The sequence below is a fragment of the uncultured Cyclobacterium sp. genome (assembly GCF_963977555.1).
Taxonomy (GTDB): domain Bacteria; phylum Bacteroidota; class Bacteroidia; order Cytophagales; family Cyclobacteriaceae; genus Cyclobacterium.
The window spans coordinates 21,338-47,374 of record NZ_CAXBPD010000022.1 but is presented as its reverse complement, the minus strand read 5'-3'; the positions used below and the strand labels follow the sequence as shown (position 1 = coordinate 47,374).

At 38.8% G+C, this 26,037-nt stretch carries 18 protein-coding genes; 13 read left to right on the top strand and 5 right to left on the bottom strand.

Annotation, left to right across the window (positions count from 1 at the left end; translation table 11 throughout):
• Positions 1-44 precede the first annotated feature (44 nt).
• From AAC073_RS21345 to murQ, 3 genes are read left to right on the top strand one after another with little or no spacing between them, the layout of a single operon-like run.
• Positions 45-272 (top strand): cytochrome b5 domain-containing protein, encoded by a 228-nt coding sequence (locus tag AAC073_RS21345; protein ID WP_339925850.1) that lies wholly within the window; start codon positions 45-47, stop codon positions 270-272.
• Positions 273-1,115 (top strand): N-acetylglucosamine kinase, encoded by an 843-nt coding sequence (locus AAC073_RS21340; protein ID WP_339925849.1) that lies wholly within the window; start codon positions 273-275, stop codon positions 1,113-1,115.
• Positions 1,112-1,927 (top strand): N-acetylmuramic acid 6-phosphate etherase, encoded by an 816-nt coding sequence (gene murQ, locus AAC073_RS21335; protein WP_339925848.1) that lies wholly within the window; start codon positions 1,112-1,114, stop codon positions 1,925-1,927. Before AAC073_RS21340 ends, murQ begins: the two co-directional genes overlap by 4 nt.
• Here murQ and AAC073_RS21330 read toward each other — a convergent pair.
• Together AAC073_RS21330 and AAC073_RS21325 are read right to left on the bottom strand one after the other, a co-directional pair.
• On the bottom strand, positions 1,924-3,000 hold the full coding sequence (locus AAC073_RS21330; protein WP_339925847.1) for a sugar phosphate nucleotidyltransferase: 1,077 nt from the start codon (positions 2,998-3,000) through the stop codon (positions 1,924-1,926). The two genes, murQ and AAC073_RS21330, sit on opposite strands and share 4 nt — an antisense overlap.
• Positions 3,001-3,006: 6 nt before the next feature.
• Positions 3,007-3,975: a KpsF/GutQ family sugar-phosphate isomerase gene (locus tag AAC073_RS21325; protein WP_339925846.1), complete on the bottom strand. Its 969-nt coding sequence runs from the start codon at positions 3,973-3,975 to the stop codon at positions 3,007-3,009.
• Positions 3,976-4,073: 98 nt separating this feature from the next.
• On the opposite strand from AAC073_RS21325, the gene recQ reads away from it, so the two are divergent.
• The 4 genes from recQ to AAC073_RS21305 are packed head-to-tail and all read left to right on the top strand — an operon-like array spanning position 4,074 to position 9,450.
• Positions 4,074-6,251 carry a DNA helicase RecQ gene (gene recQ / locus AAC073_RS21320; RefSeq protein WP_339925845.1) on the top strand — a complete coding sequence of 726 codons (2,178 nt, stop codon included), beginning with the start codon at positions 4,074-4,076 and terminating at the stop codon, positions 6,249-6,251.
• A gap of 15 nt (positions 6,252-6,266) precedes the next feature.
• The gene (gene purD, locus AAC073_RS21315; protein WP_339925844.1) at positions 6,267-7,562 is read left to right on the top strand and encodes a phosphoribosylamine--glycine ligase; all 1,296 of its coding nucleotides are present in this window, start codon (positions 6,267-6,269) and stop codon (positions 7,560-7,562) included.
• A 45-nt stretch (positions 7,563-7,607) separates the two neighbouring features.
• Positions 7,608-8,987: a regulatory iron-sulfur-containing complex subunit RicT gene (ricT, locus tag AAC073_RS21310; RefSeq protein ID WP_339925843.1), complete on the top strand. Its 1,380-nt coding sequence runs from the start codon at positions 7,608-7,610 to the stop codon at positions 8,985-8,987.
• A complete protein-coding gene (locus AAC073_RS21305; RefSeq protein ID WP_339925842.1) occupies positions 8,977-9,450 on the top strand; it encodes a gliding motility lipoprotein GldH in 474 nt (157 codons plus the stop codon). Before ricT ends, AAC073_RS21305 begins: the two co-directional genes overlap by 11 nt.
• A 74-nt stretch (positions 9,451-9,524) precedes the next feature.
• Here the strand turns inward: AAC073_RS21305 and AAC073_RS21300 are convergent, their stop codons facing one another.
• Together AAC073_RS21300 and AAC073_RS21295 are read right to left on the bottom strand one after the other, a co-directional pair.
• A complete protein-coding gene (locus AAC073_RS21300) occupies positions 9,525-13,523 on the bottom strand; it encodes an AAA domain-containing protein (RefSeq protein WP_339925841.1) in 3,999 nt (1,332 codons plus the stop codon).
• A complete protein-coding gene (locus AAC073_RS21295) occupies positions 13,523-14,335 on the bottom strand; it encodes an SDR family oxidoreductase (protein ID WP_339925840.1) in 813 nt (270 codons plus the stop codon). Before AAC073_RS21295 ends, AAC073_RS21300 begins: the two co-directional genes overlap by 1 nt.
• An 86-nt stretch (positions 14,336-14,421) precedes the next feature.
• Here AAC073_RS21295 and rlmD point away from each other — a divergent pair, with 86 nt between their 5' ends.
• Positions 14,422-15,834, top strand: coding sequence for a 23S rRNA (uracil(1939)-C(5))-methyltransferase RlmD (rlmD, locus tag AAC073_RS21290; protein WP_339925839.1), 1,413 nt, complete (start codon positions 14,422-14,424; stop codon positions 15,832-15,834).
• Positions 15,831-16,208 (top strand): hypothetical protein, encoded by a 378-nt coding sequence (locus AAC073_RS21285; RefSeq protein WP_339925838.1) that lies wholly within the window; start codon positions 15,831-15,833, stop codon positions 16,206-16,208. The genes rlmD and AAC073_RS21285 overlap by 4 nt, the downstream gene beginning before the upstream one ends.
• 31 nt (positions 16,209-16,239) lie before the next feature.
• Here the strand turns inward: AAC073_RS21285 and thiL are convergent, their stop codons facing one another.
• The gene (thiL, locus tag AAC073_RS21280; RefSeq protein WP_339925837.1) at positions 16,240-17,271 is read right to left on the bottom strand and encodes a thiamine-phosphate kinase; all 1,032 of its coding nucleotides are present in this window, start codon (positions 17,269-17,271) and stop codon (positions 16,240-16,242) included.
• Between the two features lie 439 nt (positions 17,272-17,710).
• Between thiL and AAC073_RS21275 the strand changes: the two genes are divergently transcribed.
• The 4 genes from AAC073_RS21275 (at position 17,711) to AAC073_RS21260 (ending at position 26,007) form a co-directional block, all read left to right on the top strand.
• The gene (locus AAC073_RS21275; protein ID WP_339925836.1) at positions 17,711-18,037 is read left to right on the top strand and encodes an iron-sulfur cluster assembly accessory protein; all 327 of its coding nucleotides are present in this window, start codon (positions 17,711-17,713) and stop codon (positions 18,035-18,037) included.
• Between the two features lie 849 nt (positions 18,038-18,886).
• Positions 18,887-21,226 (top strand): TonB-dependent receptor, encoded by a 2,340-nt coding sequence (locus AAC073_RS21270; RefSeq protein WP_339925835.1) that lies wholly within the window; start codon positions 18,887-18,889, stop codon positions 21,224-21,226.
• A 327-nt stretch (positions 21,227-21,553) separates the two neighbouring features.
• Entirely contained in the window at positions 21,554-24,622 is a 3,069-nt protein-coding gene (locus AAC073_RS21265; RefSeq protein ID WP_339925834.1) for a TonB-dependent receptor, read from the top strand.
• An 11-nt stretch (positions 24,623-24,633) separates the two neighbouring features.
• The gene (locus AAC073_RS21260; RefSeq protein WP_339925833.1) at positions 24,634-26,007 is read left to right on the top strand and encodes a RagB/SusD family nutrient uptake outer membrane protein; all 1,374 of its coding nucleotides are present in this window, start codon (positions 24,634-24,636) and stop codon (positions 26,005-26,007) included.
• The last annotated feature ends 30 nt before the right edge of the window (positions 26,008-26,037 follow it).

Here is a 26,037-nt window from a genome sequence, read left to right as displayed (position 1 = left end):
TGCAAAAATCCTAGGTAGTCCTATATTTGCATGAGAGAGAAAATATGATTTCGATTTCAAAAAACCAACTGGCCCTGAGAAACGGACAGGACAAGCCTGAAATTTGGATTGCTTACAAGGGCAAGATATATGATGTCGGTAATTCCAGGCTGTGGAAAAATGGCAAACATTACGAACATTGGGCAGGCCAAGACTTGACAGATGAGCTTAGTGATGCCCCACATAACGAGCATGTTTTTGATAAATTTGAACCTATTGGCTATTTAATATAAATGATTCTGATCGCAGACAGTGGCTCTAGCAAAACAGACTGGAGGGTAATTACAGAGGACAATAAAGTTCATCAAACACGAACAGTGGGCTTTAATCCTTATTATCAAACCAAAGAGGACATGATTTTGGGCTTACAAACACCAGATCTTCTGAAATGGAAAGATATTATCCGTGAAGTTTACTTTTATGGTGCAGGATGCACTTCACCTACCAATAAGGAAACGGTTAAGAGTGCCATGAACAGTATTTATAAGGATGCCAAGGTATTTGTTGACCATGACCTAATGGCTTCAGCAAGGGCTACCTGTGGTCACGAACCAGGAATTGCCTGCATCCTTGGGACTGGCTCTAACAGTGGAGACTATGACGGTAACCAAATAGTTGACAGCAGGCCTTCTCCAGGGTACTTATTAGGAGATGAGGGAGGGGGAACCTATATCGGCAAGCATTTTCTTCAGGATTTTATCTATGAGGACATGCCTTTACCTATTCGTGAAGCCTTTATCGAAACCTATCACCTATCCATAATTGATATTCAAGACAATGTCTATAAAAGGCCATTTCCCAATCGATTCATGGCAAGTTTCTGTGAATTTATAGCCAAACATAAATCAGATCCCTATTGTTATGGGCTATTTTACAATGGTTTCAAAGATTTTTTCTCACGCCATGTAATGCGATACAAGGACTACCAAAACAAACCCGTGAATTTTGTTGGATCCATTGCTTATTACAACAATGACATTTTAAGGCAAATTGGAAATGACCTTGGCATCCAAATAAATACGATCATAGAAACCCCAATAGCAGGTTTAACCCTATACCACCAACAAAAAATATGAGTACTACAGAAAGCGCCTCCTATTACAACGATCTTGAAAAGATGACGGTCAATGAGTTATTGACCAATATGAACAAAGAAGATCAGACGGTACCACAAGCAGTAAATAGAGCCATTCCCCAAATTGAAAAATTGGTCGAAGCTATTGTGCCAAGAATGGAGAAAGGTGGACGCCTTATTTATATCGGGGCAGGCACCAGTGGCCGGTTAGGTATACTTGATGCTTCTGAGTGCCCTCCTACTTATGGTGTTCCCCACGAAATGGTTATTGGGATAATTGCCGGTGGTGACACGGCCATTAGAACAGCGGTGGAAAATGCAGAAGACAACGCTGACCAAGCCTGGATTGACATTCAAAATTTTGGATTTAACCCACAAGACACGGTCATTGGAATAGCAGCTTCCGGCACTACGCCCTACGTAATCGGCGGTGTAAAAGCTGCCATGAAAGAGGGACTGCTCACGGGTTGCGTCACTTGCAATCAAGGAAGTCCATTGGCAAATGAAGTGGCCATGCCTGTGGAAATAGTCGTAGGACCTGAATTTGTTACTGGGAGTACCCGTATGAAATCAGGAACTGCTCAAAAACTTGGGCTTAACATGATTTCTACCAGCGTCATGATTAAATTGGGCAAGGTGAAAGGCAACAAAATGGTGGATATGAAACTTTCCAACAATAAATTGGTTCACCGAGGCACTCTAATGATCATGGAAGCCACTGGACTTGAGGAAAAAGAAGCTTTAAAAATGCTTAACCAATATGGCTCGGTAAGAAATGCTGTTTCTGCTTTTGAGAAAAACGCTTCGCATTAAATAAAATTCTCGCCAATCTTTTTGGCATCAGTCACATATTCCTTGTACTTGCTATTGGCGTCTAATTTGCAGATCAGTAGTACATCTCCGCTATCACTAATCAGGTAGTCTTTAAGCCCTTGTACTACGACTAGCTTATTGGGAGGCATATTGATAAAGCAATCGCTTGTCTCATATAGCATTGCTTTGCCTTTAACTGAATTGTTGTTATTATCCTTTTCACTGATGTCATAGAGGTTTTGCCAAGATCCAAGGTCCGACCAGCCAAAAGCTCCCAGCACCACAAACACTTCATTGGATTTCTCTAAAATGCCATGGTCAATAGAGACGTTTTTGATAAAACTATATGCTTTCACAAGGAATTCAGCTTCTTTCTCCGTACAAAAATAAACCGCACCTTCCTCAAATACTTCCGCCATTTCTGGAAGATATTTCTCAAAAGCTTTAATTATACTTTCGTTTTTCCAAACAAATGTGCCCGTATTCCATACAAAATCCCCACTTTCAATAAAAGCAGTGGCTAGTTCCATGTCAGGTTTTTCGGAAAAGGTTTTAACCTTTTTGACCGGTTGTCCCTTTTCAGGGAAAAATTGTATGTAGCCATAATTTGTATCAGGTCGGTAAGGTTTGATCCCAATGGTTATTAGATTGTCTACAACCGAGGCCCCTTCCATGGCCTCATCAATGGCTTCAAAAAATAAATTTTCGTTTAAAATCAGTTGATCGGAAGGGCTTACTAAAACCTTGGCATTGGGGTTAAGTTTTTGGATTTTATAACTTGCCAATGCGATTGAGGCAGCAGTATTGCGCCGCATAGGCTCCACCAATATTTGTTCCTCTGGAATGTTGGGTAACTGCTCTTTAACAAGGGAGAGATACCGCTTACTCGTGACTATAATGAATTGGTAATTATCAAAATGACTCTCATACCGGTCATAGGTCATTTGTAACAATGTCCGTCCAGTACCCAATAGATCTAAAAATTGTTTTGGTCTTTGGCGCCTGCTTGAAGGCCAAAATTTAATACCAATACCTCCTGCTAATATAACAATGTACCTGTCGTTTTGCTTCATGTCTGTCTATACGATACCTTCTTTCATCAAATCATGAATATGGATAAACCCTACCAAGGAAGTGCCATCCTTCACTACTAGTTGGGTAATATTAAAAGTTTTCATTAACCCTGCCGCTTCCACTGCATAGTCATCAGCGAAAATCACTTTAGGGTCTTTGGTCATAATGTCTTTGGCTTTGATGCCTGATAACTCAAAATTATTTTCAAGCATTCTCCTTAAATCACCATCTGTGATAATTCCCTGAAGCTTTTTATTAGCATCCACTACAGCAGTAGCACCTAACCTTTTACTACTGATTTCTAAAATGACATCTTTAAGAGATGCATCCTGGTTTACCATGGGCACCAACTTTTGGTCAATTACATCTTCAACCTTCAAATAAAGTTGTTTGCCCAAAGTGCCACCGGGGTGGAATCGGGCAAATGATTCAGCAGTAAATCCGCGAGCCGTAAGTAAACAAACAGCCAAGGCATCTCCCATGGCCATCTGAACCGTGGTACTGGTCGTTGGGGCCAGGTTGTTTGGACAGGCTTCTTCTTCAATCCCTGTAAACAACACGTAATCGGACTGCTTCGCTAAATAACTATTGGCATTCCCAACAATGCCGATTAGCTTGCTCCCCAAGGCTTTCAGCATAGGGACCAAAAGCTTAATTTCAGGTGTATTTCCACTTTTGGAAACACAAATTACAAAATCTTCTTTCTTAATCATACCCAAATCCCCATGAATTGCATCGGCAGCATGCATAAATAAAGAAGGAGTACCTGTAGAATTCAGAGTTGCCACAATTTTATTTGAAACGATTGCGCTCTTGCCTATTCCGGTAACCACTACCCTACCCTTACTTTCCAAAATATCCCTTACACAAGCTTCAAAATCAACACCGATATGAGGTATCAAATTTAATAACGCTTTGGCCTCGTTTTGAAACACATTTATTGCCGTGTTTTTAATATTTTTTAGTAAATTCAATTTTACTGCTGTTAATTGTTAGTTTTGTATAAAGGTAGGAAAGTTTTACCTTAAACATTAATAATTGACAGGGAGTAACTCATTAAACTATTAATGTAGTGGACAAAGAGGTAAAAGATAATCTAAAAAAAATATTTGGTTTCAATCAATTCAGAGGAAACCAAGAGTTGATAGTGAACAATATTCTGAAGGGGAACAACACCTTCGTAATAATGCCAACTGGTGCAGGGAAGTCGCTTTGTTATCAATTGCCCGCTGTTTCTAAAAGCGGAACAGCTATAGTAATTTCTCCATTGATCGCTTTGATGAAAAATCAGGTAGATCAATTGAACAGTTATGGCATAAATGCTCATTTTCTAAACTCAACCCTTAGCAAAACAGAATCCAATCGGGTAAAGGGAGAAGTCAGCGCCGGCCTCACGAAATTGCTTTACGTAGCTCCTGAGTCTTTGACCAAGGAAGAGAATGTCAAATTCCTAAAAAATGCAGACATTAGCTTTGTGGCCATAGATGAAGCCCACTGTATCTCCGAATGGGGACACGATTTCAGACCGGAATATAGAAAGATAAAATCAATCATCTCTCAAATTGGTGACAATCTTCCTGTAATTGCTTTGACAGCTACCGCAACGCCTAAAGTTCAACAGGACATTCAGCGTAACCTTCAGATGGAGGAAGCCGATCTATTTAAGTCTTCCTTTAATAGAACAAATCTCTATTACGAGGTCAGGCCGAAGGTGAAGAATGAAACCAAGAAAGAGATCATTAAATACATCAAGTCTCAGAAAGGCAAGTCTGGGATTATCTATTGTCTCAGCCGAAAGAAAGTTACTGAAATTGCGGAGTTATTGAAGGTAAATGGGATCAATGCTGCTCCCTATCATGCAGGCCTTGATGGCCACGTAAGGGTTAAAAACCAAGATGACTTCTTGAATGAAGAAGTGGATGTAATAGTAGCAACGATTGCTTTTGGTATGGGAATAGATAAACCTGATGTCAGGTATGTCATCCACTACGATGTTCCAAAATCACTTGAAGGATACTACCAAGAAACTGGCCGCTCAGGAAGAGATGGACTTGAAGGCCATTGCTTGATGTTTTACCGGTATGAGGACATAGTCAAACTTGAGAAATTCAATAAGGACAAGCCTGTTAATGAACGGGAGAATGCCAGAGTGCTTCTTCAAGAAATGGCAGCGTATTCAGAAAGTTCTGTGTGTCGTAGGAGATTTCTCTTACACTACTTTGGTGAAACCCTATCCAAGGATTGTGGTTTTTGCGACAACTGTAAGAAAACCAAAGAGACTTTCGAGGGCAAAGATGACATTGTGAAGGCAATTAAAGCCGTCAAAGAGACCAACCAAAGATTTAGCATGGATCATATCGTCAGCCTTTTGAGGGGTGAAAAGAATGATTATATCATGAGTTACGACCATGACAAGCTATCTTCCTTTGGTGCTGGCAAAGACAAGGATGAAATCTATTGGAAAACTGTTTTAAGACAGGCAATGATTTTTTGTTTGCTTGAAAAGGACATTGAGAATTACGGCATTATTTTGCTTTCTGACAAAAGTGAGGGTTTTATTAAAAAACCACATTCTGTTATACTAAGTAAAAATCATGATTTCGCTAAAATGGCAGAGAATGTGTCTTCAGATGAAATGAGTAATATTGGCAAGGCTTACGATGAAAAACTCTATGAGTTATTAAAGCTAGAGCGGAAAAAAGTTGCCAAAGCAAAGAATTTACCACCCTATGTTATCTTTCAGGACCCTTCCTTAGAGGAAATGGCCACAATCTATCCTACTACCGCTGAGGAATTGGCTCAAATAAATGGTGTGGGCATGGGGAAAGTAAGCAAATTTGGCAAGTCCTTTCTTCGATTAATTGAGAACTATGTAGAAGAAAATGAAATCACCACTGCTTCAGATGTTGTAGTCAAAACTTCTGGCATCCGCTCAAAAGTAAAAATCACTATTATTCAGCAAATTGACAGAAAAATCGACCTCGATGAAATTGCCAATAACCTGAACATTAGCATGAATGAGTTATTGCATGAGATTGAGCAAATAATCTACAGCGGTACCAAATTAAACATCAATTATTATATAGAAAATATCATGGACGATGAAAGAGAAGACATCCTCCAGGATTATTTTATGACGGCTGAATCAGACCATATCAGAGATGCTATGGCAGAACTTGAAGACGATGACTTTGCAGAAGAAGAAGTGCGGGTTTACCGGATTAAATTCATATCAGATCACGCCAACTAAAAAAGATTTTATCAAATGAATATATTGCTTATAGGAAGCGGTGGCAGAGAAAATGCCTTTGCCTGGAAAATAAAACAAAGTAAAAAATGTGAGAATTTATGGATAGCTCCAGGAAATGCCGGTTCTTCGGCTTTCGGTCAGAACGTATCCATTGGTGTTAATGATTTTGAAGGCATAAAAAGCTTTTGCCTTCAAAACAAAATCGATCTATTAGTAGTAGGCCCTGAAGAACCTCTAGTAAAAGGGTTAAGGGATTTTATGGCCCAAAGCCCTGAGACATCAGGAATCCCTATAGTAGGTCCAGGAGAATCAGGTGCCAAACTAGAAGGAAGCAAGGATTTTTCGAAAAAATTCATGATGGCTCACGGCATTCCTACTGCCTCCTATGCCACTTTCACCTCTGCCACGTTACAGGAGGGTATTGATTTTTTAAAACAGCAAAATCTCCCAATTGTATTAAAAGCAGACGGCCTAGCGGCTGGTAAAGGGGTACTGATCTGTACAAGTTACGAAGAAGCGACCAACAGTCTTACCGACATGTTGGTAGGCCAAAAATTTGGAGAAGCCTCAACAAGGGTGGTCATAGAAACCTTCCTTACCGGTATTGAGCTTTCCGTATTTGTAGCCACAGATGGTGAAAGTTACAAGATTCTTCCTGAAGCCAAAGACTATAAAAGAATTGGGGAAGGCGATACGGGACCTAACACAGGAGGTATGGGTGCCATTAGCCCTGTTCCTTTTGCTGACAAGGACTTTATGGACAAGGTTGAAGAAAGGGTTGTAAAACCTACAATCAATGGTCTTAAAAAAGACAATATAGATTATAGAGGTTTTCTATTTATAGGCTTAATGAATATGGAAGGAGAGCCTTGTGTTATCGAGTACAATGTGAGAATGGGCGATCCAGAAACTCAGGCAGTGCTACCAAGAATAGACAGTGATTTCCTAGAGCTCCTTAATGCCACAGCGAACAAAACATTAATTGATTACAAGCTAGAGATAGCTCCTACTAAAACCGCTACTGTAGTAATGGTGGCTGGTGGATACCCTGATGCCTACGAAAAGGGAAAAGTCATCTCAGGTTTGGGGAAATCCAACACACAACAAGCCATCACCTTTCATGCAGGCACCAAAAGCAGCCCTGATGACCAAATAGTCACTAATGGCGGTCGGGTTTTGGGTATTACCGGATTAGGTGATACTGTAGAAAAGGCGATAGAAAATGCTTACTTAAGAGTAAGCGAGATTAAATGGGACAAAGCTAATTACCGAAAAGATATAGGACAAGACATCCTCCAATTAGGTAAATAACGCCCATATTCACGAGGAGGAAACTCCCTTAAATATATATGATATATGTCAGGATGCACAAACTGCAGTACCGACTCCAACTCTGAGGGTGGCTGCCAAAACAATGGCAGTTGTGGTACCAGCGATTGTAATAAAATGAATGCCTTTGATTGGTTGTCCCATATGGGGATACCCGAGATAGATAAATTTGATATTGTTGAAGTAAAATTTAAAGGAGGAAGAAAAGAATATTTTAGAAATTCTGGTCATTTACAATTGACCACTGGTGATCCTGTGGTGGTAGATGTTCCCAATGGACATCACATTGGTTACGTTTCTTTACAAGGAGAGCTTGTAAGGCTTCAAATGCAGAAAAGAAAGGTAAAAAATGACGACAATATTCTAAGCATCTATAGAGTAGCCACTCCAAAGGATTTAGAAAAATGGCAGAGCGCAAAGAACAGAGAAACCCCGACCATCTATAGAGGCAAGCAAATCATAGATGAAATAAAGCTTTCCATGAAATTGTCTGATGTGGAATACCAAGCAGATAATTCTAAGGCAACCTTTTTCTATTCAGCTGATGACAGGGTAGATTTTCGCGAGCTCATCAAACTTCTAGCCTCTGAATTTAAAATTAGGGTGGAGATGAGGCAGATCAGTCTCAGGCAAGAAGCTGGTAGGCTTGGTGGTGTAGGAGTTTGCGGAAGGGAATTGTGTTGTTCTACATGGATCCACGATTTTAAAAGTGTGACCACTTCAGCTGCTCGATACCAAAACCTATCGCTCAACCCCAGCAAACTTTCAGGACAATGTGGTAGGCTAAAATGTTGTCTAAACTTTGAGTTGGAGAGTTATTTGAGTGCCTTAAAGGACATTCCTAATGTTGAGAAACCTTTACTGACTGAAGCGGGTAGAGCCAAGCTTCAAAAAACGGATATATTTCGCCGATTGATGTGGTTCAATTACAATGACGACAACAACTGGCATTCAATTGATTGCGACAGGGTAAATTCAATTATTGAACAAAATGAAAAAGGAATTACCCCTTTTAATTTGCAACAGGACAAGGCCTTTGAAGGGGAATACAACAATTCTAAGACAAACGAGGACCTGGAATTATTAGACAAAAAGTTCTCCAACTCAAGGAATAAAAAGAAAAGGAAACCCAAATCTCGCAAACCAAACCCGCAAAACAACACATCAGAAGCACCTAAGAGAGTTCAAAATAATGGGGAAGTAAAACCTCGGCAACCAAAGAATAAAAGGCCACCCAGGAGGAACAACAAGCCCGAAAATGCAGCGGCCAAACCTGCGACTCCAACTAAGGAAACAGGCCCTAACGCGCCAAAAGCACAAGGGAACAATAGAAACAAGAGAAGAAAACCCAATAGAAACAAAGGGCCTAAAGGTGGTGATAACAAATCTAAACCTGATGAAAAATAAAAATTTATTGGCTTTAGCCCTTATCTTGAACCTATTTTGGGTAATGATAGCTTGTAATAATGGTCGTGTTTATGAGTCTTTCCAAGAATTGGAAGCATTAAAATGGGTAGTTTCTGATACCATTTCTTTTAAAGTTGACTCCTTAGAGGAAATTTCAGGTTTCACATCTATCTTAAGTATAAGGTATGACGACAAATACGAGTACAACAATCTCTATGTTCGTTATTATCTTAGGGACAGTGTCAACAAGATTTTGATAGATTCATTGTTAAACATTCCTCTTTTTGATGCCAAAACTGGTAAACCTCTTGGCCAAGGATTTGGAAACAGGCGAATAAGGTATGACCCCCTTCCAGGGGATGTCATCCAGCCCAATTCCACCTTTCAGTTTGTTCAATACATGAGAAAAGATACCCTTACTGGTATAGAATCAATAGGACTTAAAATAAACGATAGGCAATAACACCTAGGTTATTATGGAGCTATTTCCGCATTGATAGCTCCATAATTTATCGTCCTCATCCGAAAAATCTAGGTTTACTCTCCAGATTGTGTTTTAACTTGGGCTATCTTTGTCTGCAACAAATCCTCCTTATCCAACCAATATTGTCTGCTAAATAAAAATACAATATTCCAATTTCTGGAAGTCAATAAACGTGGATGGTAGACAAAAGCTTCTTTTGCTGTGCTAGAGGCAAAAAATCGTTGGTCATCAGTGAGAATAGCTGCCACAGCTTTTTCTTTTTCTTTCACTTCAAGATCCATCACTGCAGAATAGGGGTTTTCTACCACTTCATGATTACCATAGTTCCCAATTAGACGGTCTCTAAAAGACCAATTCCGGTCATATCCTGGCGCATCAGGCCTTAGTTCCAAGGCTGCCTTTCCTTGCTGTACCTCATCTACAAATACCAAATATGCTTTGAGTAGCCTAATCCCAGCATTTTTCATGTGCCTTTCCTTAAAATCACTCGCCTTTAAACTAGAAATTAGAATGTTCTGTTTTCTAGCCCTGGTTATAGCCACATTAAGTCTATTCTCTCCACCCTTTCTAGACAGTAAACCAAAATTGGCTGTGAATTTTCCTTCGGGATTTCTTGAATAGCCCACTGAAAACACCACATGATCAAATTCATCTCCCTGAACATTTTCGATGTTTTTGACGCGAATGTTATCGTCCAGGGACAATGTTTCATCCAATTCTATAAGACTTGCGATCAGCATCATTTGATAATAATTAAAAGTAATTATTCCAATGCTGTCCAAAGGAAATTTAATTCTCAAACTTTGCAACTGAAGGATCACCTCTTCAGCTTCTAGCTGGTTGGTCTGGTTTTCCCAAATACCATCCACGCTGATTAATTTTAATCCCTGCTCACCACTATTAAGCACTTTCCTATCCGGAAGCATGTACAGCTTTCCTTCATAAAAATGCCTGTTAGAAAAATCTATTAAGGGCAAAGTTTCACTTCGATAATGGGTTTGAAGATGAAATGTTGGGAAATATTGTGCTACCATGTCCAGCAAGGCATCAATTTCCACCTCCATTGTATCCTCTTCCTCAGTTTGAATTCTGGTTTGGTAAAGATCATAGGGTTGAAGTTGTTGTTGGTCCCCTGCTACCACCACCTGTTTGCCTCTAAGCATTAGTGGCAAACCTCTCTCGAAATAACACTGACTGGCCTCGTCAAAAATCACCAAATCAAAATATTGCTCAAGAGGAAATAAAGCTGAAGCTGTTTCTGGTGAGGCAAGCCAGCAAGGAATTAACCTGAATATTTCAGCTTTATAATGATCTATTAATTTCTTAACTGACCATATCTGGCGCTTTTTCCCCACCTGATGCGCCAATTCCCTATAAGAAATAAGGTTATTGAGCCTATTGTACTCCAGCTTAGAGCAGACCTCCTCTCTAAGTCTTATCTCTATAATAAAGCGGGCAATTTTGAGTTTTTCTTCAACAGAATTCTCAAAATCCGATATATTGCTTTTGATTTGAGGGCCATATATTTCCTTCAATACCGGGTATTTGGCTTCCAAATGACTGATCCAACTGATTTTCAGGCTCGACAAGAAAATGGCCTTTAACCCCTCATAATCGCTATCTGGAAACTCATCGATTAATTTCTCTATTACTTTCTTTTCCTCCTCCAGCATACTATGCCTTAACTTATCGAAACGCGTTAATTCATCTATATCCTTCGGAAGGTTTCCTTGTATTTCTTTCAGCTTTCCTTCATCTTCTCCACTTAGCAAGTGTTTTATTTGTATTTCTGTAAGGTATGCTCTCCAATTAGAAAAATGATCCTCCACCCAATCATTGATAACACTTACGCCTTCCAGTAGATTTTGAAAGTGATCGAATGAGAATTGTGGTTTGTAAAAATAAGAGGCTAAAACACCTAGCTCACTCATAATAAACCTCGCCTTTAAAGCTTTGAGGTGCAAAGCAGCTACTTTCTCAAATTGTTCAATCGTGAAAGGCTTCTCTGGTAATTTTATCCAATTTTTCTGTTCCAGAAGTGCATATTGATGGTTGAGGTTCATGCGATTTTCCAGTCTCTGAACCAAAACTGAAATGTCTTCTTTATTGTTTTTCAACCCATTAATCTCAAGCAAGGACTTGATTACCTCAAATTTCTTTGGGTTTACTTTCATGGAAATTTTACCGTACAATGATTCCAACTGCTTTGAATAATGAACGGCATTTTGCAAAGTTTCCTCCACTTCTTGGTTGCTTATGCCCCATTCCACGCCTTCATCCATCAACAATTTTGAGATCATGTCCACCTTATTCTCCAACCACAGCAAGTCCAGTGTACCTGCATCATGCATCATGAGAGCTTTGAACTTTTCGTAAATTTCCTGATCAATCATAGATAAGCGCAAGGCATCTATTTTCTCTTTCTGCTGAAAGGACTGATAGATAAGCCCGTATTCAAAATCATCTGCCAGCATGGTATTCAAATCATTCTTCGCAGTGATTTTCACTGAAAAAAGCTCTTGAAAAGTAGCTGAAGCACCTTGGATAGCTTCCGGGCCCATGGTGGAGAAATCAACTCTGTGCAACCAAAATGAAGCCGATATTTGAAATTTCTTGTAATAATACTGGTATTGCTCGAAGTCATTCAAAAAACCATCTAACTCATCTAGTCGAAAACACCTATAAAACTGAGTCATGTCAATTCCTACACTTCTGTAATCTGTGGTTAGGTAAAGTTCTTTGACAGGGGCCCCACAATCACTGGTGTCATACAAAGCATCTTTATAGGCATCAAAAAAATCAGAGTACCTTTCTATGTTTCGGCACATCTGGCTAAAATTTCGCTCTAGCTGTATCGCGTCAATAGACCTATTCAGGGCCTGATAATTTTCAAGCGAACTGATTTGGTGATTTATTTTTTTATATAGTTCTTTCCTATCTCCCCTATAATCATGCACTAAGGCGGTGAAATTAGCCATTCCCTGAGAAGCTACCCGCTGATAAACTACATCAAGTGCCGCCCTTTTCTGTGAAACTACTAAAACCTTTTTGCCCCTGGAGGCAAAATCTGCCACCATATTACAAATCAGTTGTGACTTCCCCGTCCCCGGAGGGCCCTGTACTACACAGGAATTTCCAGACTTCGTATGATGGATAACAGCTTCCTGGCTTGAATCTATAGGAAAAGTATTGTATAAATTGCTTTCTGTTGTAGGCTGGGGATTTTCAGACTTATTCACAAAGTAATCAGAAAATAATTCTTCCAAATTTTCATGATCAGACTCCTTTATCAATTGCTCATAGTCGTCCATCAAAAAAGAACTTTTTTGTGAAAATTGGCCTAAAATGGCGTAGGGCTTTAATTTAAGCAAACCTACATCAAAATTTTCTTCAAAAAAGTCCCTGGTATTGTCAGGAAAAAATTCAAGTTGATCCTTATAAATTTCCCTACTAAAATTTAACTCAATCTGATTTTTGAGCAATTGATAAAGGTCCGTACGAAACCCCATAGGGTCTTTGTTGAAATCCTCCAAAGATGCTTCTAACCATTCGGCGTCAAAAGGCTTCCCCACGGCTTGGCTATAGGCCAGTAAAAAGGAGGGGTTTAAAAAGGGTAATTCACCCACACTTTTCCTCAGGTACCAGGTTTTGTCTTCCAGAATAAGCTCTACAGGAAAAAAGACCAATGGGCAGCGTGTGAGTTGGCCGTTTAAAAGTTTACCTTCTACAAATGGCCAACCTACAAATAAACTTTTTTCTCCAGTTTCCTCAATTGTAAAGCTAACCTGCTGTTTCAAGCGTTTTAAGCGAACAGATAGCTGATTGACATTCTGATCCCGGCTATCCAAAACCTGGATCAGTGGAATATTTCTTTTTCTACCTAATAATTCTGTGATGTAAAAAAAAGAGGCATGGTTATTTAAAAAATGAAAATCCTTCAAATCAATCATCTGGCTGGCAATGATTTTAGGAAGGAATATGGATCGATTATTAGAGGAGAGATCTACTAACCTATTCAAATAAACCCGAAGTACATCTTTTAGTTTGGACATTATTTAAAGGGTGAATCTTTTTCCTTTGCCATATGATTGTACACTATTTTATCCATTATCCCAGGAATCCATTTATTGAGAAATACAGCCATTTTCCCTTGATTTGTAAGTACTAGGTCTCTTTTCTTTTTCTTTAATGCAGTAAGCATGGCTTCTGCCACTTCTTCTGCCGTCATCATTTTCTCCTCTTCTCTAGGTGACTCACTTTGGCTGCTACCATCCCCCAGCAGCGCATTGTTCCTGATATTGGATGCCGTAAAACCAGGGCAAACAACCATCACATGCACGCCTAGCTTCATCACTTCTGTCCTCAAAGACTCAAAGAAACCATTCATGGCAAATTTACTGGCCGTATAGGCTGTTCTGGCAGGTGTTCCCCTAAAACCATTTATGGAAGAAACCCCGATTATTGCTCCTTTATTTTTAATGATTTCATCCATGCAAAACTTTGTTGCATAGACAGTGCCCCAAAAATTAATATCCATTACCTGATGAAAGACTTTTAGATCTAATTCGCGAAACAATGCCCGCATGCTAATCCCTGCATTGTTGATCAATACATCAATTTTTCCAAAATGCTTGATTGCTTCATCAGCCATCTGTTGGTTTTGTTCGGCTACAGCAGCATCACAAACCCCTCCTGCACAATCTATCCCTTCCTTTTGAAGCAAGACCAAAGTTTCATCTAATTTAACCCTGCTCCTACCGGTAATCCAAATTTTAGCACCTGCTTTCCCAAAAATAAGCGCACAAGCTTGCCCAATTCCTGAAGTAGCTCCTGTTATCACCACTACTTTATTTTTTATTTCCATGTTTTTTTTAACAAGTTATATAAAACTCTGAAACCAAGATCAACAATATTCAACCCTTTGACCGAAAATGATTAATTTTGTGACCTATGTCAAGAAAAATGAAGAATAAGGTCCTCGAGCAGTTAAAAATCGAAAGAATAGCTGCAGAAGGTAAATGTGTCGGACACCACGAAGGGAAGGTTGTCTTTGTTAGTAATGTAGCTCCTGGTGATGTTGTAGATGTCAGGGTTACAAAAGGCCGTAGCAGCTTCTTAGAGGCTGAGGCAATTAAAATTCACGAATACTCTCCAGACAGGGTCACTCCTTTCTGTGCCCACTTTGGTGTTTGTGGTGGTTGTAAGTGGCAACATATCTCTTACGAGCTCCAGATGACATACAAAAGGCAGCAAGTGATTGATCAGTTTGAGAGAATTGCGAAGGTGCCATTGCCCGAAGTAATGCCTATTATCGGTTCTGCAAAAACCCAATACTACCGGAATAAATTAGATTTCACCTTTTCCAATAACAGATGGCTCACCCGTGAAGAAATTGATTCAGGTGAAGAATTTGAACGGAATGCCCTGGGTTTTCACGTTCCTAAAAGGTTTGATAAGATAATTGACATTGACCATTGTTATTTACAAGACAATGTCTCCAACGATGTCAGAAATGAACTTAGCGATTTTGCCCTTAAAGAAGGTCTATCCTTTTATGACATAATCAACCAAACAGGCCTTTTACGTAATCTTATTATTAGAACCACGCTTGATGGACAATCGATGGTTATCGTACAGTTTGGCGAAGATGATCCGGAAGGAATTGCTAAAGCAATGGAATTTCTTCACCAGCGTTTCCCTGACATCACCGCATTGATGTACATAGTCAACCTTAAGAAAAATGAGACTTTCCAGGATTTAGAAGTTCAAACCTACGCTGGAAGAGACTATATAGAAGAAACCATGGAAGGGCTAAAGTTTAAAATAGGCCCTAAATCCTTTTACCAAACCAATTCATCACAAGCTTACGAGCTATATAAAGTGGCAAGGGAATTTGCAGCCCTGAGTGGTGATGAAATCGTTTATGATTTGTATACTGGTACAGGTACCATTGCGAATTTTGTTGCTGAGAATGCAAAGCAGGTTATTGGCATTGAATATGTTGAACCTGCTATAGTTGATGCCAAAGGAAATTCACTCCGAAATGGCATTGACAACACCCTGTTTTACGCAGGAGACATGAAAGATGTATTGGATGATGAATTTGTCACCAATCACGAAAAACCGGATGTTATCATAACTGACCCCCCTAGAGCTGGCATGCATGAGGATGTAATAAACATGCTTTTGCGCCTTGAGGCAGAGAAGATCGTATATGTAAGTTGCAACCCTGCAACCCAGGCTAGAGATGTTGCCTTGCTATCCGAGAAATACGAAGTTTTGAAAATTCAGCCTGTAGACATGTTTCCACAAACCTATCATGTTGAAAATGTAGTTTTACTAAAATTAAAAAACAAAGGATGATCAACAACGAAAATGACCCGGAATTGAATGGGAAATACTTGGGGACCATTAGCAGTGATTTTGTTAAAATAAGCGATACGCTTAAAGAGGCTGCCTATCAAGTGCGACAAAGGAAGTTTTCAGAATATCCTATTTTCCCAATTAGCAAGGAAGAACAACCTATAGGGCAATTGTTTCTTAGTAGAAAAGAAAAGTCCATAGACTGGAACTATTACATCACCTACTTGGATGAATTTATCCAACGAAAACTAATCAAAGAGGAAGGAGTAGAACAATTTAAGGCTTCTTACAAAGATCCTGATGAGTTCTGTTGTCTATTTGTGGTCGATGAAGAATTCACCAAATTTTTGTACATTCCTTATCCCGATGAATAAGGAATGCACAAAAATCCACTCAAGGCATGGCTTAAAAATGAGACCAGCCTTGAGCTTTTAAAGGCACAGCAGCACCACTTTTACTGATGAGGTATTTGCCATTTTCTTTTTCCGTCACATGCCCAATAAAATGGATGTCAGGATGCTTTTCCAACTTCTTAAAATCATCTTGACTAATAGTGAACAAAAGCTCATAATCCTCACCACCATTTAAGACACAAGTTGTAGGATCTATATTTAATTCAAAAGCGGTATCATACGTTTGCTTATCGATAGGTAGTTTGTCCTCATAGATGGCCACTCCTACATCCGAAGCCTTGCAGATATGAAACAATTCGGAGGCTAAGCCATCTGAAATATCAATCATACTTGTAGGTACAAGTCCCAATTCTTTAAATTCATGAATAATATCCATCCTTGCATCAGGTTTTAACTGCCTTGCAGTGATATAAGGATATTTTTCAAGGTCAGGCTGCATGCTCGGATTGGATAAGAAAACCTGCTTTTCGCGTTCCAAAACCTGTAAACCAACAAATGCACCACCCAGATCTCCTGTAGCACAAATTATATCATTTACTTTAGCCCCAGACCTGTAACTTATTGCCTCTTTTTTTACTTCTCCAATAGCAGTAATGCTAATAACCAAACCTGCCCTAGAGGAAGTAGTGTCTCCTCCTACAATATCCACATTGTAATGGGATGCCGCGAGTTTGATCCCTTCGTACAACTCCTCAACGGCTTCTACAGAAAACCGGCTTGAAAGTCCTATCCCTACTGTTATTTGGGTGGGGATGGCATTCATTGCTGCCACATCACTAATATTAACAGCTACTGCTTTAAAACCAAGATGTTTTAAAGGGGTAAAAGAAAGATCAAAATGAACTCCTTCTAAAAGCATATCTGTAGTTACAACGCGAAGCATCTCACCCTCTCCAATCACTGCTGCATCATCTCCTATGCCCTTAATGGAACTGGGATGATTGTGTTTTATATTCTCACTGATGATATCAATAAGTCCAAACTCTCCAAGTGTCGAAATTTCAGTCCTTTTTTCCTCGTTCATAGCATTTTATTTCTGGTAATAAGCCCTTTTATCAAGAGCAATAAATTTCCAGCACAAAAGTACGATTAATTTGTGAGCTCTGCCATTTCATCAATGTCATTCTTAGGAACGAAATTCAAAATGATAATTGAATTACCATAAGATTATTTATTCTATAAGGCCTTGTAATTAATTCTAAAAAATATGCCTTCGAAATAAAGCCAAAAGTTTCTCGAATAACCGGCTGGCAAGAAATGCTATAGTCCCTCAGTAGGACTTTATTCTAATACATAAAATTGTATTTCTGCTAAATGCCAAATAAATCTATCTTTGAGCTATAGCCTATATTCCATTTTGATTTGTTAACTTTGGGGTGAAATTCGATAGGAATAATGGAATTTATTTCCAACATTACTGGTTAATTGTCGTTAATGAATAGGGAAAATAAACTTTAAAAGATATGATCATCATTTCAGAAAAAGCCAAGGATCGTATCCTTGAACTCAGACAGGAAGAAAACAGGAATGAAGAAGAAAATATAAGAGTGTCTGTCAAAGGAGGAGGTTGTTCTGGATTAATGTATGACCTTGGATTTGACAATACTACTTCAGATTCAGACCATGTTTTTGAAGACAAAGGCGTTAAAATAATCGTGGATAGAAAAAGCCTGCTATACCTTGCAGGAACTACTTTGGAGTTTACTGACGGATTAAACGGCAAAGGATTTCAATTTGTCAACCCTAACGCATCTAGAACATGTGGCTGTGGGGAAAGCTTTTCAATCTAATCAACCAAAAATATTATAAAATCTCAAAATTGGAGCTATGGTTTCCGTTTTGAGATTTTTTTTGTTTGTATCCATCAAGGTTTTTATAAGCGAACACCATTATTTTTTACTATCCGTCAGCATTAGGAATTAATTAGTATTCAAACCTATCCCTATTTTTGACCTTGCCTTAATTTTTTCGAAAAAATAGAAATCATTTTTTTAGGCAAAAAATCCTTGTTAAGGATCAAAACAGACCTGAACGCTTTTAATTAATCCAGATATAATTATTGCGGTAATGGGCGGCTTTTTTAAAATAAAAAGTTGACTTCCCAAAGCCAAATAACGAAACCATTCATCGGGAATTTTAACCACTAGTAAAACGACTAGGAAATGTTAGCGATGTAAAATCTGTCCAGGTCTAATCGCTTTTCCTCATAAAATTTTAGGGATAATACTAAAAATACAGTGTGAAAAACACGTATAAAATATTGAATATCAATATTTTGCATAAATAATAAATGAACTCAACCCAAAACTGCTTGTCCAAAGCATTCTGCACCAATTGTTAGATCAAGCCCCTTGATTATAAACCAATTAGGAATAAACAAATGATAGGGTTTATGGTTATAAAAAGGAGTAGCAGTTATACTAAAGTAGCATTTACCTAGGATACTTCTTTAGATATCGAATTATTTTCAAAATCAGTCGACCGTTTTTAAATCTAGCGCATCCCTGAGACAACTTTATCATTGTTTCACACCCTTAGAGGAAGTCAGGTCATTCTATGAGTTTAAGCATTAAAATGCCATAGAACCATTTAAATCAATTCTTTCCGAAATTTAAATTTGCAAGTTAATTCCATAAAGTATGAAATCGCTATTACCATCAGCCCTTGGATTTTTGTTGTGCTTATCTACAACCTTTATAAGCAATGCTCAAGAAAAGACTTATTCTATAGAAGGCTTTTTGCAGGATAACGCCAATGCTGAAGCATTACCTTTTGTGCAAGTAGCCCTTTTTGCTCCCAATGAGGCTAGTCCCGTAGCTTTTTCCAACTCGGGAGATGAGGGTCAATTTTCCCTAACTGCTGCAAAAGGGGATTATTTATTGCGGTTTTACCTCATTGGATTTGAAAAGAAAGAACTAACAATAAACCTTACTACCAACAAAAAACTGGGTGAAGTTGAATTAAAGTCGGAAAACCAAAATCTAGAAGAGGTAGTGGTGGAATCTACCAAATTTCCGATCCGATCTGATGTTGAAGGAATAACGATAAATCCAGACAGAAACTTATCCAACTTAGGTGGTACTCTTTTAGATATTTTGAGAAACACTCCATCTGTAAGCGTAACAGAGGAAGGGACAGTGTCACTTAGGGGGAGTTCTGGAACCAATGTTTTGATAAATGGAAGGAATTCCTCCCTTACGCAAAACCTAGACCAAATACCTGCCAGTTCAATTGAGTATATCAAAATAATTAACAATCCGAATGCAAGGTATGATGCGGAAGCTGAGGGTGGAGTGATCGACATCGTATTAAAAAAAGGCGAAAACCTAGGAACGCATGGCAATGGGGAGTTCACTTATGGAAACAGAGGAAGGATGAATACCGGAGCAAATATTAATCACCGCACATTAAATTATAATATTTTTGCAGGATATAATTTTAGAAGGTGGAAATCTGTTGGTGAAAGGAGAAGAGAAAGAGAAATATTTGAAGATGCTGAACTCCTCAAACAGAATACTTTTTTAACAGACGATAACATGGGGCACAACTTAAATTTTGGAGCGGATTATTATTTTGGAAATAATATCATAAGCTACGAAGGTTTTTTCCAGTCTGGGGACGACAATGAAGTTAACACCTTGTATTCTGACTTAAGGGATAAGGTCTCAGATGATCTTGTCTTGGAATATGTTAGAAAAAACGTCGAATCAGAGGCTGATGACGGAATCGATAATGCTTTAATTTATGAACGAACATTTGAAAGTCCGGATAAGTCATTAAAAATCATTGCAAGTAACTCTTACAGAAATCAATTTAAGACGCAAAACATTTCCATTTATAGAAATACGTCAGAACTGCTCAATGAAAACCTCAATGGAATGGAAAGGGCATTTACGGATGAAAAGCGTTATGTCTCCGTTTTCCAGGCAGATTTTACCTCGCCTCTATCTCCCTCTAGCAAAATAGAAGCTGGGTTAAAATCAAATTTGAGAAAGTTTGACAATGATTATATTTACCAGAGATATCAAGAAAATTCTCAGGCATATATAGCTGATCCAAACATTAGTAACCGTTTTATTTACAAAGACCAAATCCATGCAGGGTATTTCATCTATGCTGGAAAATCAAGTAAATTTGATTATACCCTGGGCTTGAGGGGAGAATATACATTTGTAGATACCTTTTTAGCAAATACTGCTGAGTCAAACCAACAAAGTTATTTTAACTTATTCCCCAGCCTTCAAACGCAATACAAAATTGATGCAGAAAATGCACTCAAGTTTACTTATAGTAGAAGAATTGATCGGCCTACGGCTTGGAGATTAAATCCATTTCCTGATATTACTGACTCATTAAGTGTTAGAAGGGGTAACCCAAACTTACAACCGGAAATGATTCACTCCATCGAATTCGGATATTTAGGGAATTTTGAAAACGCGAGCCTATCGTCCAATTTATTCTACAGACATGTAGATGGACAACTTGATTTTGTAACGTTAATTGAAGATGGGATTTCCTATTCTCAACCAGCTAACTTGAATACTGCTGTATCGTATGGTGCTGAAATCATTGGACTTATTGATATTGCGCCTTGGTGGAATCTTAATGGAAGCATTACAGCTTTCGGCATAAATATAGACGGATCCAATATAGGCGAAGAATTTAAGAACAAAGGATTTGCCTGGAATTCCAAATTGATGAGCAGTTTTACATTCCCGCTTGGGTTTAGTTTCCAATTGGCAGGAAACTATGAATCCGCTGAAATTGAGGCACAAGGTAGAGATTTGTCCCAATATTATTTGGATGCCAGCATGCAGAAAAGTTTAATAAAGAAAAAAGCTGCATTATCTATAAGCTTGCGTGATATATTTGACACTAGGCGCTATGCAGGAAATAGTCTTACCAACACCTTTAGCCAGTCTTTTTACGCTAAAAGAGAATCGAGATTTGTAATGGTAAGTGCTAAATATAAATTTTGATTTTTACAGCATTTATAACATCACCATCTTCTTAGCAATTTCAATTGACTTGAATTTTTTAAGTTAAACCCATTATTTACCAACCTAAATAATAGCTTTGGTACTACTAGAAAATAGGGCAAATAAAGAATGCCGTTCCATAATTGGCTCAAATGTAACTCCGTCTCATTTTCAAATGCAATATTATTTAGGAAAGATTATGGCAAAAAATAAATTTTTCACTACATTAGTCTCTGTTTATCCCAACAATCTATCTTTAAGACAGAATATGATGTCCTAAGATTTTCTTATCACCAAATTGCCCTTTCTTACCCACCAGTTTAATTTATGAGAAGCAATATTTTTATTGTGTTGGTTGTGTTATTGGTATCACCACTATTAGGTTTGGCCCAAAACGTAACAATTAGCGGAACAGTTATTTCAGATGATAATGGAATGGGAATTCCAGGAGTGAGTATCGGCATCAAAGAATCTGGAAAGTCTACAGTCACAGATATTTCAGGTCGATACGAATTAAGCCTCGACAGCAAAGAAACCATCATTTGTTCTTATTTAGGATTTATTCCGCAAGAAATTCTGGTTAAAAATAAAACGGAAATAAACATCCGGCTTGTACCTAACTTAAATTCACTTGATGAAATCGTAGTGGTAGGGTATGGAAGTGTAAATAAACCTGACCTTACCGGAAATGTCTCCAAAATTGAAGGGGATGAAATTGCCAATATTCCTGTACCAAACTTTCAAGATGCTTTACAAGGAAGGCTTGCAGGTGTTTTTGTAGCCTCTTCTAGCGGAAAACTAGGTGACGGTGTAAAAATAAGAATAAGGGGCACTACCTCGATTTCTGCAGGCAACGATCCACTGTACATTATAGATGGAATCCCCGTAACTACGGCAGGCAGTATAGACAACAGCAATCCCATGTCAATGATTAATATGGGGGACATCGCCTCAATCAATGTATTGAAAGATGCTGCTGCAGCTTCGATTTATGGGGCCAGAGGATCAAATGGTGTTGTGGTTATCACAACGAAAAAAGGGATTTCAGGTAATACTAAATTCAATGTAGGCATTCAGAGAGGCATCAGTAGCCCTACACGCAAAATGGATTTTTTAAATGCAAGCCAATACGTTGAATTGTTTCGCGAAGCAGGTTACAACAATGATCTCGCCGCTAACAAAGACCCATTGAACAACCCCCAAGATTACCCTGGCTCAGACCTTCAATATGTAGAAAACCGATTGGACCAGTATGCTGGCCATTCAGATTGGAGAGAGGGTACTATCAACACCAATTGGCAGGACCAGGCTTTCAATGGAGATGCTGGTGTCACCAATGTAAATTTTTCAGCTTCAGGTGGGGATGAAAAAACAAGGTTTTATTTATCCAGCGCTTATGACAAACAAGATGGAATATTGATCCGTAATGATTTTGAACGTATCTCCGGCAGACTTAATTTTGACCATAACGTTTCAGAAAGGTTCAGGTTTGGTGCTAATTTTAGTTTGACAAGGACCGTCACCAATTCATTGCCCAGTGACAATCAATTTAACAGCCCCATGCAACTGGTAGCTTTGGCCCCTATCTCTCCAATCAGGGACTTAGATGGGGAATTAACTGATCGTCCTACTACTACCTATTATAATAATCTAATAGATTCTGAAAACTCCTCTTGGTCTACCACTAGTTTAAGAAACATCAACAGTGTTTATGGAGAGTTGAATGTCGCTAAAAACCTTACTTTTAGATCCGAATTTGGCCTAGACAACCTTGTACAGAACGATGACCGTTTTTTCGGATCGCGTACCGCCACAGGGCAAAGTTCAAACGGTTACGGCTCGTCTCGATGGTTAAAAATTGCTACTTACAACACCAATAATTTCTTTACTTACCAACCTTTTCTTCAAGGGCCTCATAAATTGGAAGCAACTTTAGGCATGTCTTTTCAGAAAAGCGAAAATAGATTCACTAGCGTTGACGGTCAGGAATTCCCATTAGACGGCCTTACTACGCTTAAATCTGCTGCCGAGATTGTGGATGGTTTATCTACACTTACAAAAACCTCCTTCCTTTCCTACTTTACACGGGTAAATTATAAATTGGACGGCAAGTACTTGCTTGCCCTAAGTGCAAGGTATGATGGTTCCTCCAGGTTTGGTAAAAGTGAAAAATACGGTTTTTTCCCTGCAGGATCTTTAGGGTGGATAGTCAGTGAAGAGGATTTCCTGAAAGGCAATCCCTATCTTAGTTTCTTTAAAGTCCGCACTTCATTTGGTATTACCGGCAATGCTCTGATTGGTGATTTTGATCACATGGGACTGTATGAGCCTTTGCCATATGGACTCACCCCTGGTTTATCCCCTACTCAGATAGCCAACCCCAACCTTACTTGGGAAACAACGCAGCAATTTGATTTCGGTTTGGAGTTTGGACTTTTAGAGGATCGTTTTACTGGGGAAATTGATTTTTACAATAAAGTTACCCGAGACCTTTTATTGCTTGTTCCTGTTCCATCTACTACCGGTTTTGAAACGCAAAGGCAAAATATTGGGAAAATGCAGAATTATGGCATCGAGGTATTGCTTCACTCTATCAACTATAGCAATACCAATTTTGTCTGGAAATCTTCTTTCAATTTTGCTAGAAATATCAACAGGGTACGGGCCCTTTCTAAAGACCAATCTGCTATTCCTCCACCTTATTCAAGTTATCTAAATGGCATTTATGTCGACCAACCTATGGCCGTGTTTTTTGGGCCAAAATATGCAGGAGTGGACGCTGCAAATGGTGATGCACTCTATTTCAAGGACGAGGCACAAACTGAAACGACTAATGATTACAATACTGCGGCCCGTTTATTTCTAGGAAGTCCAAACCCTGATTTTATTGGTGGACTTACGAATGAGCTCTCTTATAAAAATCTCGATCTGGTTTTTCTTTTGCAGGGAGTTTATGGCAATAAAATTTACGAAGCAGCAGGTGGCTATTATGCCAATAATGCTAACTGGTTTGACAATAACACGGTAGCGCAGATGGAAAGATGGCAAGAACCCGGAGACCTAACAGATGTACCGCAAGCCCGATTGGGTTTTTGCAATGGATGTAGTGCTTCAAGCAGGTACCTTTCTGACGGAAGCTATCTCAGGTTAAAAACCATATCTCTGGCCTACAATTTTCCTAAGAAATGGAATGAAAAATTGAAAATTAATAATGCCAAAATCTATATTATTGCGCAAAACATGCTGACTTTTACCAAGTACAATGGATGGGATCCTGAAGTAGGTACAGAAGCCTTGTCCAATAGTTTTGCCAATGCCAATTTATTCCAAGGAGTTGATCTTTATTCGGCCCCACAGGCTAAAACTTACTCTATCGGATTGAATTTAGGATTTTAAAAATGTTAAATATGCCATCAAAAGTCTTTTTTGTACCGATAATACTTTGCCTGGGCTTTTTCACCTTATCGTGTAACGAGCAGCTGGACTTGAAACCCGCACAGGAAATAGATGAATTCACAGCCCTAGAAAGTGACGCCAACATTAAACGTGTTCTTATAGGCGCTTATGCTAATCTCAGAAAATCTGATTTATGGGGAGGAAGAATTCTTCTTTACAGCGAAATGCTTGCTGCCAATAATGAGATACGTTGGGAAGGAACTTTCACTCAACCCCGAGAAATGCTGAATAAGAGCATTTTAACCAACAACACATTTGTCACCGACACTTGGCTCTCAGCCTACAACACCATAAACATAACCAATAACATCCTTAACGCCATAACGATAGTCAAGGAGGAAGATCAAGACAAGGTCAAGGGTGAAGCACTTTTTATTCGGGGAGTGGTATATTTCGAGCTGGCAAAGTTATATGGTTTGCCTTATATAGCTGGAAACACTGATACTAACCTGGCCATTCCATTGATACTAACCCCTTCCAGGGGGGGCAAAAACGGAGGCGTTGTTGAACGTCATTCAGTAGAGAAAGTTTATCAACAAATAATTGCGGATCTGACCAATGCCGAACAATTATTACCAGAAACTAATGATATTTTTGCCTCAAGTTACGCCGCTTCTGCTATTCTTTCGAGAGTTTACTTACAGGTCGGGGATTTCGCCTCAGCAAGGGATGCGGCCAATAGAAGTATAAACCTCGCCATTGCTAACGATAAAAAACTTATGGCCAACTATATGGATGTCTTTAACAATGAATCCGATGGTCCTGAAGATATATTCGCCATACAAGTTAATTCGCAAGATCCTGAAAATGCAATGCATCTTTTCTATTCCACACCTGAATTTGGAGGCAGAGATGGGGATGTAAGTATATTACAGAATCACCTAGATCTTTATGAGGCTGAAGATGATCGTTTGGAACAATACCAAGAAAGAGCTGCTGGGATACGAACAAATAAATGGAGAGATCAGTACACCAATGTCAAAATCATAAGACTGGCTGAATTATACCTGACGCGTGCTGAAGCGAACTTTCGTGAAGGAACAAGTATAGGGGCAACACCCTTGGATGACATTAATAGAATTAGAAAAAGGGTTTCTTTGCTTGAGAAAAGCAATATCAATCTTGAGGACATACTAAAAGAGAGAAAATTAGAACTGGCACATGAAGGGCATATTTTGCATGACCTGAAACGAACCAAAGTGGCAATAGTGGATAATAATAACCCTGAACTGAGTTATTCGTTCGATAACCCTAAATTGATTTTCCCTATTCCCCTTAGGGAGCTGTCCGCTAATATAAAGTTGATTCAAAACCCTGGGTACTAGAATTTAGACTTTTTTAATTAGCCAAGCCTA